A 9548-nucleotide genomic window follows, 5' to 3' on the forward strand; every position below is an offset into this window, starting at 1 on the left:
GACCCTCCCCCTACCCTTGCGGGGGACCTTCGGCGTCCCGGGGATTCGGGGAGGGAAAAGCACTGACCATGCGCACCACGGCACACCACAACACCGCCACCGCGGGAGACCCCCGCGTCGGCTGGAGCGGCACCGCCGACGACGGCCGCCCGCCCGCCCTCCGCCACCGCCGCGACGGCATCCTCCCCACCGTCGGCGCCGCCCTGTCCGTACGCGGACGCACTCTCACCTGCACCGCGAGCAAGGCCGAACAGCCCCCCGTGCTCCACCACCTCGTCCAGGACTTCCTCGACACCCTCGCCACCGCCCAGCGCGAACGCTTCACCGGCCGCTGCCCCGAAGCCGTCCTGCTCAGCCGACACCTCACCGCCGTCGAGGCCAACCGCGGCAAACGCGCCTCCCGCAAACCCCTCACCAACGGCGAAGCCCGCCGCTCACTGAAACACTCCAAAATCACCGCCCGCCACATCCGCGAGGACGGCGACCCCCTGCACGGCAGCTACGCTCCCCCCTGTCGCTCCTGCGACGCCCTCCTCGCCTTCTTCGGCGTCATGCCCATCGGTACGCACGCAGGGAGCTGACCAGCACCATGCCCCCCACCGCACCGTCCGCGGACTCCACCGCCCCGGCCACCGCCGCGCCCGTCGCCCCGGTCTACGACTCCTACGACCGGACCTCGGCCACCCGCTTCCCGGTCGCCGTCGACGCCGCCCTCCAGGACGCCGGCTGGCGCACCGGCCGCTGGGACATACAGCAGGCCGAACGCTGGGCCGACGCCCTGCGCGCCCACACCTCACCCGCCGGGCACCGCCACACCGTCTTCCCCGCCGCCGTCGAGGCCTGGGCCGAATTCGGCGGCCTGGACATCGTCCCCACCGGCCCCGGACGCCACATCGCCCCCACCCCCTTCACCCTCGACCCCCTCCACGGCCTCCACCTCGCCCGCACCCTCGGCGACCTCGGCCGCGCCCTGGAGACCCACGTCGCACCGCTCGGCCAGGAAGCCGGCGGCCAGGCCGTCCTCGCCATCGACGCCGAAGGCCGCGTCTACAGCCTCGACCACACCGGCGACTGGTACCTCGGCCCCGACATCGACCAGGCCCTGAACACCCTCGTCCTCGGCATCCGCCCCACCCGCCTCACCCCGGCAGCCACCCCGGCAGCCACACCGGAGGACTGAACCGCCTCCGCCCTTACCCTCGCCCCCGCTGCCCCGCTGCGCCTGCCGCCTCTACTGCCCCCGACGCCCCGGCAGCACCGCCGACACCCGGAAACCACCCGCCTCCGTAGGCCCCGACACGAACACCCCACCCAGCCCGGTCACCCGCTCCCGCATACCGACCAGACCATTGCCCCCGCTCGGCAACCCCACACCCGCCGCACCCCGCTCCGACGGACCGTTCTCCACCTGCACCGCCACCTCACCCTCACGATGCGCCAGCCGCACCCGCGCCTCCGCACCCGGCGCGTGCTTGTGCACGTTCGTCAGCGCCTCCTGCACCACCCGGTACACCGTCTGCTCCACCCCCGACGGATAGCCGCCCTCCCCCGCCACACCGTCCACCGACAGCTCCACCGCCATCCCCGCCGCCCGCGACTGCCCCACCAGATCCCCCAGCTCCACCAGCGAAGGCCCCTCACCCTCCGCCTCCGCCGTCACCACCGCGGCACCGGCCCGCACCTCACCGCCGGCCCCCACCCCGGCCTCCGCCACCTGCACCGACACCTCGGACCGCACCCCGGAACCCCTCGCCCCGGCCCCCGCGGCCTCCGCCGCCGACTTCACCTTCGACGCCACCGCCACCAGCCGCTCCGGCTCGTCCGACACCGGCGCCGACGACCGCCCCGACGCCCCCTCCGCCGTCCGCAGCACCCCCAGCATCTCCCGCAGCTCCGTCAACGCCTGCCGGCCCATGTCCCCCACCAACGCGGCATTCCGCGACGCCTTCTCCGGATCCTTCAACGCCACCGCCTGCAACGCCGCCGCATGCACCACCATCAGACTCACCCGGTGCGCCACCACGTCGTGCATCTCCCGCGCGATCCGCGTCCGCTCCTCGTTACGCGCCCACTCCGCACGCTCCTCCGCACGGTCCGCCAGCAGCGACAGCTCCCGCTCCAGCCCGTCCGCCCGCTCCCGCAGACTCTCCACCAGCCGACGCCGGGCCCCCACGTACAGCCCCCACAACACCGGCGGCGCCGTCACCACCAGCGCCACCGCCACCGCCATCACCAGCACGAACCACGTCGGCGGCTGGAAATCCGGCTCGCCGCCCACGTCCTGCCGGATGGTGAAGAAACTGGACACCAGCGTCCCGATCAGCGACATCCCGGCCAGCAGGCCGATCACTCGCCGCGGCGCGTCCGAGACCGCCAGCGAATACAGTCCGACCACGCTCAGCAGCGCACCCATCTGCGTCGGCGTCACCGCCACCGACACCAGCACCACAGCCACCGGCCAGCGGCGCCGCAACACCAGCACCGGGCCCACGACCAGCCCGAGCAGCAGCCCGGCCCACGACGGCAGCCCCGCGTCGTGCGCGAAGTCCAGCCCCTCGAACAGGGTCTCCAGCGTCGAGACGACGGCCAGCGACACGTCCAGCACGGCGCTGCGCCGCCGCGGCCACCACCACGGCCCGGCGGGCGCGTCCCTCGCACCCGTTGCTTCGATTGCCCCCGTTGCGGTCATACCAACCAGCCTACGGGCGCCCGCACACGATGTTCCGTCGAGCGCTCTGCACGCGAGTGCACCGTTACGGGCCAGTACCGGAATACTTCCCCTCGAACTGTTGAATCGCCCGAATTTTCGACCCTCGCGCACCCCTGCCGGTCCGAAGCTGACCGTATGCACCACCACACCCGAGCGGACTTCGAGTCCCTGCGCGACCAGGCCGCCACCCTCCGCCGCGCCGGCCTCAGCCGCCGCCAGATCCGCGACCGCCTGCACGTCCACAACAACGACATCCTCAACCGCCTCCTGGAAGGCGAACCACCCCCGGACTGGACCCGCCGCCCGAACGCGAAGGACGGGGCGCGGGCGAGGGCGCGGGAGCTGCGGGGGCAGGGCATGACGTACGACGCGATCCAGATGGAGCTGGGGGTGTCGAAGAGCTCCATCTCCCTCTGGGTGCGAGACATGCCCAGGCCGCCCAGGCGCACCCGCGAGCAGGCGTCCGCCATCGCGAAACGCGGCTGGGAGGAAACGCTGCGCCGCCGCGACGAGGAACGGCAGCGCACGAAGCGCGAAGCCGCCGGCCAGATCGGCGGCATGAGCGACCGCGATCTGTTCGTCACCGGGGTGGGGCTCTACTGGTCGGAAGGCACCAAGAGCAAGCCTCACAGCCCTCAGGAACGCGTCACTTTCACCAACAGCGACCCCGGCATGATCCAGCTCTTCCTCGCCTGGCTCGCCTTGCTGGATGTCGCGCCGGAGCGCCTGCAGTTCCGCGTTCACATCCACGAGTCGGCCGACGTGACCGCAGCCGAGCAGTACTGGGCGCGTCTCGTCGGTGTCGACGTCGCCGACTTCGCCAGGACGACGTTGAAAAAGCACAACCCCAGGACCGTCCGCAAGAACGTGGGAGAGGGTTACCACGGCTGCCTCGTGGTGCGTGTGCGGCAAAGTGCGGACCTCTACCGTCGCATTGAAGGCTGGTGGTACGGCATAGTAGGGGGCGTCCGCAGCAGCCAGGAGGCGAACCGGACATAAGGGTAATCCCGGGTCGTCTAAGGGCAAGACCGCTGATTTTGGTTCAGCAGATGGGGGTTCGAGTCCTCCCCCGGGAGCCATGCCAAGTTCGGATCCCGACCTCCGGTCGGGGCCCGCCCGCGTTTCGGCCGCAAAGCGCACCGGTATCCTTCGGGTGTCCACCACCCGAAGAAGCCGAAGGGCATCCCCGTGAGCGCCAACCGCCCGGCCGCCGTCGTCGTTCTCGCAGCGGGTGAGGGCACCCGCATGAAGTCGACGACCCCGAAGGTTCTGCACGCGATCTGCGGCCGCTCCCTCGTGGGGCACGTCGTCGCCGCCTCCCGTGAGCTGGATCCCGAGCACCTGGTGGTGGTCGTGGGTCACGCCCGTGAGCAGGTCGGCGGGCATCTCGCCGAGATCGACCCGGAGGTGCGCACCGCGATCCAGCACGAGCAGAACGGCACCGGTCACGCTGTCCGGATGGGCCTGGAGGAGCTGGGCAACAGCGGTGTCACCCTCGACGGCACGGTGATCGTCGTGTGCGGTGACACCCCGCTGCTGACCGGCGACACCCTCAAGAAGCTCGGTGACACGCACGCCGCGGACGGCAACGCCGTCACCGTGCTGTCGGCGGAGGTCCCGGACTCGACCGGGTACGGCCGGATCGTGCGGGACGAGAACACCGGCGCGGTGACCGAGATCGTCGAGCACAAGGACGCCACGGACGCGCAGCGCGCGATCCGGGAGATCAACTCCGGGGTGTTCGCGTTCGACGCGCAGCTGCTGACCGACGCGCTGGGCAAGGTGCGTACGGACAACAGCCAGGGTGAGGAGTACCTCACGGACGTGCTGGGGATCCTGCGGGAGGCCGGGCACCGGGTCGGTGCCGCGGTGGCGGACGACCACCGGGAGATCCTGGGGATCAACAACCGGGTGCAGCTCGCGGAGGCGCGCCGGCTGCTGAACGAGCGGCTGCTGCACCGCGCGATGCTGGACGGTGTGACGGTCGTGGATCCGGCGACGACGTGGGTGGACGTGTCGGTGACGTTCGAGGCGGACGCGACGGTGCATCCGGGTACGCAGCTGCTGGGTGGCACGCACGTCGCCGCGCACGCCGAGGTGGGCCCGAATTCGCGGCTGAAGGACACGTCGGTCGGCGCGGGCGCGTCGGTGTCGTTCACGGTCGCGGACGGTGCGAAGGTCGGTCCGGGTGCGAGTGTGGGGCCGTACGCGTATCTGCGTCCGGGTACGGATCTGGGGCCGAAGTCGAAGGCCGGTACGTACGTGGAGATGAAGAACGCGAAGATCGGTGAGGGCACGAAGGTGCCGCACCTGTCGTACGTGGGTGACGCGACGATCGGTGAGTTCAGCAACATCGGTGCGGCGAGCGTGTTCGTGAACTACGACGGCGAGGCGAAGCACCACACGACGATCGGGTCGCACTGCAAGACCGGCTCGGACAACATGTTTGTGGCTCCTGTCACGGTCGGGGACGGCGCGTACACCGCTGCCGGCTCGGTCATCACCAAGGATGTGCCCCCGGGTTCGCTGGCGGTCGCGCGCGGCCAGCAGCGGAATATCGAGGGTTGGGTCGCTCGTAAGCGTCCCGGAAGCGCCGCCGCGCAGGCTGCGTCTGCTGCTGGCCAGGAGTCCGTCGGCGAGCAGTGATCGTGCTCGGGTGCGCCGTGCGGGGCGTACCGTGATAAGTGCACGCAAACAGGATTCGAGGAGATTTGCTGTGACCGGGATCAAGACGACCGGCGAGAAGAAGCTGATGCTCTTCTCCGGCCGCGCCCACCCCGAGCTGGCTGAGGAGGTCGCCCACCAGCTGGGTGTCGGGCTGGTCCCGACCAAGGCGTTCGACTTCGCCAACGGAGAGATCTATGTCCGTTACCAGGAGTCGGCGCGTGGTGCGGACTGCTTCTTGATGCAGAGCCACACGGCTCCCATCAATAAGTGGATCATGGAACAGTTGATCATGATCGATGCGCTCAAGCGGGCCTCGGCCCGGAGCATCACCGTGGTCATCCCGTCGTACGGGTACGCCCGCCAGGACAAGAAGCACCGCGGCCGCGAGCCGATCTCGGCCCGCCTGATCGCGGATCTGCTGAAGTGCGCGGGCGCCGACCGGATCGTCACGGTCGACCTGCACACCGACCAGATCCAGGGCTTCTTCGACGGCCCGGTGGACCACCTGTTCGCGCTGCCGGTCCTCGCGGACTACGTGGGCGCCAAGGTGGACCGCGAGAAGCTGACGGTGGTCTCGCCGGACGCGGGCCGGGTGCGGGTCGCGGACCGCTGGTGCGACCGGCTGGACGCGCCGCTGGCGATCGTGCACAAGCGCCGGGACAAGGACGTGGCGAACCAGGTCACCGTCCACGAGGTCGTCGGTGACGTGAAGGACCGGGTCTGTGTCCTGGTCGACGACATGATCGACACCGGTGGCACGATCTGCGCCGCGGCGGAGGCGCTGTTCGCCAACGGCGCGGCGGACGTCATCGTGACGGCCACGCACGGCATCCTGTCCGGCCCGGCCGCGGACCGCCTGAAGAACTCCAAGGTCAGCGAGTTCGTCTTCACCAACACCCTGCCCACCCCGTCCGAGCTGGAGCTGGACAAGATCACGGTGCTGTCGATGGCGCCGACGATCGCCCGGGCGATCCGTGAGGTGTTCGAGGACGGTTCGGTGACCAGCCTCTTCGAGGAGCAGTGAGCCGGATTCCGTAGCCCGCAGGGCGCACGGAGATCGACTTTGGGGGCGGCCTCCCCGCCGGGTAGACTCGTGGAGTTGCTCGGCGAGGGAGGCCGCACTTTTCTGTGGTGCGGCGGTCCGTTATCGACGCGCTCTTCGTAGCAGGTCTGTCGTGGGCCGGGTGACGCCCCACAGATCCGTCCGGTCGTCCGTCGACCGCACCGACTACGAGGAGTGCCGCCATGGCCGAGGTCAAGCTCGAAGCCAAGATCCGTACCGATTTCGGTAAGGGTGCCGCCCGCCGTTCGCGCCGCGAGGACATGGTTCCCGCCGTGATCTACGGCCACGGTGACGCCCCGAAGCACGTCGCCATCCACAACCACGCGCTGATGATGGCCCTGAAGACCCCGAACGCGCTGATCCGTCTGGAGATGGACGGCGAGAGCATGCTGGTCATCCCGAAGGCCGTGCAGCGTGAGGCCATCCGTGGCTTCCTGGTGCACGTGGACTTCCTGGCCGTGCGCAAGGGTGAGAAGGTCACCGTCGAGGTGCCGATCCACGTCGAGGGCGACCTGGCGCCGGGTGCCAACCTGCTGGAGCACCTGCTGAACACCCTGCCGCTGGAGGCCGAGGCCACCCACATCCCGGAGTCGGTGACCGTCTCCGTGGCGGGCCTGGACGCCGGTGACTCGGTGCACGCCAAGGACATCACCCTGCCGACCGGTTCGACGCTGGCGATCGACGAGGAGACCGTGGTGCTCCAGGTCGTCGCGGCGCAGGCCGAGGCGCCGGCGGCGGCCGAGGGCGACGAGTCCGCCGAGGCCTGATCGCTTTCGTGACCCGCGCCGGCACGGCTCGGGTCGCTGCCAACCGCCGCCCCGCACCCTGTGTGCGGGGCGGCGGTTGAGCCGTTTCACGGGGTCGGCCGGTCGGGCTGCTGCAAGGAGACATGAGGATGACGACGGAGGCCGAGGGGCCCTGGCTGGTGGCGGGGCTGGGCAATCCTGGCGCTGAGTACGCGGCCAACCGCCACAACGTGGGGTTCATGGTGGCGGATCTGCTCGCGGAGCGGATGCGCGGGCGTTTCAAGGCGCACAAGGCGCGGGCGCAGGTCGTGGAGGGCCGGATCGGTCCGCCGGGGCCGGGGAGCCGGCGTGTGGTGGTCGCGAAGCCGATGACGTTCATGAATCTGTCGGGCGGTCCGGTGACGGCGCTGCGGGACTTCTACAAGGTTCCGGTGGCGAACATCATCGCGGTGCACGACGAGCTGGACATCGATTACGGGGCGCTGCGGCTGAAGCTGGGCGGCGGTGACAACGGGCACAACGGGCTGAAGTCGATCACGAAGTCGCTGGGTGCGGAGTACCACCGGGTGCGTTTCGGTATCGGCCGTCCTCCGGGCCGTATGCAGGTGGCGGACTTCGTCCTGAAGGATTTCTCGGGTGCGGAGCGCAAGGAGCTGGACTACTTCGTGGACCGGGCGGCGGACGCGGTGGAGGGTCTGATCGTGGACGGTCTGGAGCGGGCGCAGAGTACGTACAACTCGTGACGGCGGGTGGCGGTGCGTGCGGGGCGGGTGTGACCGGGCCGGACTCAGGTTGACCGCGGACAGTCACATGCCCAAGGATCGCCGCCATGCCCAAGAGCAGCCCGCGCACCACGTCGCGCACCCGTACGGTCAAGAAGCGCAGCCGCACCCGTCGGCTCGGGGAGAGCGCCTACGGGCTGCTGCTGGTCGCCCGGATGGGCCTGATGGCAGCGCTGGCGCTGTTGCTGCTGGTGGCGGGCGTGTGGACGTCGTGGCACACGGCGCAGTACGCGATGCTCGTGAAGGGGCGCGAGCGCGGCACGATGACGGTGGCGGACTGCCGTGACGACCGGTGCACGGGGCCGTACACGTCCTCGGGGGGCGACGGCCGGCGCCGGGCGGGGGTGTCGCTGGCGGCCGCGGCCGCGCCCGGCGAGGGCGAGCAGGTCGAGGTGGTGCTCAAGCCCGGCACCGACCGCGCCGTCCGGACCGGTCCGGGCGGCATTCTGCACGCGTGGGTGCCGTTCGCGGGTTCGCTGCTGCTGGCGGCGCTGGTGGTGGCGGGCGGGATGAAGCTGCGGCGTACGGCGTGGGTGATGGGGTTGCTGGGGGCCGTGCTGCTGGGCGCCACGTTCGCGGCGTTGTAGGCGTACGGGCCCTTGCGCGGGGCTCAGCGCCGCTGCCACATCTCCCACATGCCGAGCTCGTCGTCGTGGGCGCGCAGCCGGGTGACGGCTTCGGTGAGGGTGCGCTCCTCGGTGAGCTCGTAGAACAGGAACAGCGGGGCGAAGACGCTGGCGTAGCCGAACGGCGCGCCGCGCGGTGCGATGTACGCGCTCGCGCCGGCGTCGAGGAAGGCGTCGGCCAGGGCCGGGTCGCCGGTGTCGCAGCCGTTGACGATGACGACGCTGCCCGGCAGGCGGACGTGGACGCGTACGTCGTCGGGTCCGGCGGAGTCGTTGAACGGCTGGTAGGCGGCGATTTCGGGGGCGAGTCCCTCCATCAGGATGCGCCCTTCGTCGCCGTGGCAGGCCAGGATGACGTACGGCGCGACGGTCCGGCTCCCGTCGAGGGCGGCGACGAAGTGCCGGGGCTGCCCGATGGGCAGGTAGTTCACCCGCACCCCGAAGCTCTCCAGGGCGTCCCGCAGGGGCCGCCCGTGCCCGTCCTCGACGTCCAGCAGGTCCACGGCAGTCCACCCCAGCCGCCCCGCCTGCACCTCACGCACCCGAGACGGCCGCAGCGAGGCCAGCCAGCTCTCCTCATCCATGCCCGCCCACCCCCGAACGACCACCGGCCGGGACAAAAGCCCCGGCCGACAATCCAAACGGACCCGCCGGACGGAAACAACCGATTACCCGCCGGCCCAGCCACACCAAGCCCAGCAGAATCAAGCCCGTCCGGCGCTTGAGGACACTCACTGACCCGCGCGCCGACAGCCCGAGCAAGCCGAACCAAGCCCAGCCAAACCAAGCCCGTCCGGCGCTTGAGGACAATCGGTAACCGCCGCCCGACGCCGAGCCGAGCCGAACCAAGCCCAGCCAAATCAAGCCCGTCCGGCGCTTGAGGACACTCACTGACCCGCGCGCCGACAGCCCGAGCAAGCCGAACCAAGCCCAGCCAAACCAAGCCCGTCCGGC

Annotated in this window: 10 protein-coding genes and 1 tRNA gene; 9 read left to right on the forward strand and 2 right to left on the reverse strand. The window is 70.6% G+C overall.

The annotated features are described in order from the left end of the window. The first annotated feature begins 68 nt into the window (after positions 1 to 68). Together AB0L45_RS26610 and AB0L45_RS26615 are read left to right on the forward strand one after the other, a co-directional pair. On the forward strand, positions 69 to 581 hold the full coding sequence (locus tag AB0L45_RS26610) for a YwqJ-related putative deaminase (RefSeq protein ID WP_365844115.1): 513 nt from the start codon (positions 69 to 71) through the stop codon (positions 579 to 581). Positions 582 to 589: 8 nt separating this feature from the next. Further along, the gene (locus AB0L45_RS26615; RefSeq protein ID WP_365844117.1) at positions 590 to 1180 is read left to right on the forward strand and encodes an SUKH-3 domain-containing protein; all 591 of its coding nucleotides are present in this window, start codon (positions 590 to 592) and stop codon (positions 1178 to 1180) included. A gap of 51 nt (positions 1181 to 1231) precedes the next feature. On the opposite strand, the gene AB0L45_RS26620 is transcribed toward AB0L45_RS26615, so the two are convergent. Next, positions 1232 to 2689 (reverse strand): histidine kinase, encoded by a 1458-nt coding sequence (locus AB0L45_RS26620; protein WP_365844119.1) that lies wholly within the window; start codon positions 2687 to 2689, stop codon positions 1232 to 1234. A 156-nt stretch (positions 2690 to 2845) separates the two neighbouring features. Between AB0L45_RS26620 and AB0L45_RS26625 the strand changes: the two genes are divergently transcribed. From AB0L45_RS26625 to AB0L45_RS26655, 7 genes are all read left to right on the forward strand, one after another. Then, positions 2846 to 3709, forward strand: coding sequence for a hypothetical protein (locus AB0L45_RS26625; RefSeq protein ID WP_365844121.1), 864 nt, complete (start codon positions 2846 to 2848; stop codon positions 3707 to 3709). Between the two features lie 6 nt (positions 3710 to 3715). After that, a tRNA-Gln gene (locus AB0L45_RS26630) sits at positions 3716 to 3789 on the forward strand. 109 nt (positions 3790 to 3898) lie between these two features. After that, the gene (gene glmU / locus AB0L45_RS26635; RefSeq protein WP_365844123.1) at positions 3899 to 5356 is read left to right on the forward strand and encodes a bifunctional UDP-N-acetylglucosamine diphosphorylase/glucosamine-1-phosphate N-acetyltransferase GlmU; all 1458 of its coding nucleotides are present in this window, start codon (positions 3899 to 3901) and stop codon (positions 5354 to 5356) included. Between the two features lie 70 nt (positions 5357 to 5426). Continuing rightward, on the forward strand, positions 5427 to 6401 hold the full coding sequence (locus AB0L45_RS26640) for a ribose-phosphate diphosphokinase (RefSeq protein WP_030374403.1): 975 nt from the start codon (positions 5427 to 5429) through the stop codon (positions 6399 to 6401). 221 nt (positions 6402 to 6622) lie between these two features. Beyond that, positions 6623 to 7207, forward strand: a complete 585-nt coding sequence (locus AB0L45_RS26645; RefSeq protein ID WP_365844125.1) for a 50S ribosomal protein L25/general stress protein Ctc — start codon at positions 6623 to 6625, stop codon at positions 7205 to 7207. A 128-nt stretch (positions 7208 to 7335) separates the two neighbouring features. Beyond that, positions 7336 to 7929, forward strand: coding sequence for an aminoacyl-tRNA hydrolase (gene pth, locus AB0L45_RS26650; RefSeq protein WP_365844208.1), 594 nt, complete (start codon positions 7336 to 7338; stop codon positions 7927 to 7929). Positions 7930 to 8015: 86 nt separating this feature from the next. Beyond that, positions 8016 to 8555 carry a hypothetical protein gene (locus AB0L45_RS26655; protein WP_365844127.1) on the forward strand — a complete coding sequence of 180 codons (540 nt, stop codon included), beginning with the start codon at positions 8016 to 8018 and terminating at the stop codon, positions 8553 to 8555. A gap of 23 nt (positions 8556 to 8578) precedes the next feature. Here AB0L45_RS26655 and AB0L45_RS26660 read toward each other — a convergent pair whose 3' ends face one another. Then, positions 8579 to 9178, reverse strand: a complete 600-nt coding sequence (locus AB0L45_RS26660) for a hypothetical protein (RefSeq protein ID WP_365844129.1) — start codon at positions 9176 to 9178, stop codon at positions 8579 to 8581. Positions 9179 to 9548: the final 370 nt, after the last annotated feature.

Origin of the sequence: Streptomyces sp. NPDC052496 (assembly GCF_040679095.1) — a bacterium.
Classification (GTDB): domain Bacteria; phylum Actinomycetota; class Actinomycetes; order Streptomycetales; family Streptomycetaceae; genus Streptomyces.

Bases quoted from the DNA above. Each gene is read 5' to 3' on its own strand.
- AB0L45_RS26625 (WP_365844121.1), top strand. From the start codon at position 2,846: ATGCACCACCACACCCGAGCGGACTTCGAGTCCCTGCGCGACCAGGCC.
- AB0L45_RS26655 (WP_365844127.1), top strand. From the start codon at position 8,016: ATGCCCAAGAGCAGCCCGCGCACCACGTCGCGCACCCGTACGGTCAAG.
- AB0L45_RS26660 (WP_365844129.1), bottom strand. From the start codon at position 9,178: ATGGATGAGGAGAGCTGGCTGGCCTCGCTGCGGCCGTCTCGGGTGCGT.
- AB0L45_RS26610 (WP_365844115.1), top strand. From the start codon at position 69: ATGCGCACCACGGCACACCACAACACCGCCACCGCGGGAGACCCCCGC.
- pth (WP_365844208.1), top strand. From the start codon at position 7,336: ATGACGACGGAGGCCGAGGGGCCCTGGCTGGTGGCGGGGCTGGGCAAT.
- AB0L45_RS26645 (WP_365844125.1), top strand. From the start codon at position 6,623: ATGGCCGAGGTCAAGCTCGAAGCCAAGATCCGTACCGATTTCGGTAAG.
- AB0L45_RS26615 (WP_365844117.1), top strand. From the start codon at position 590: ATGCCCCCCACCGCACCGTCCGCGGACTCCACCGCCCCGGCCACCGCC.
- AB0L45_RS26620 (WP_365844119.1), bottom strand. From the start codon at position 2,689: ATGACCGCAACGGGGGCAATCGAAGCAACGGGTGCGAGGGACGCGCCC.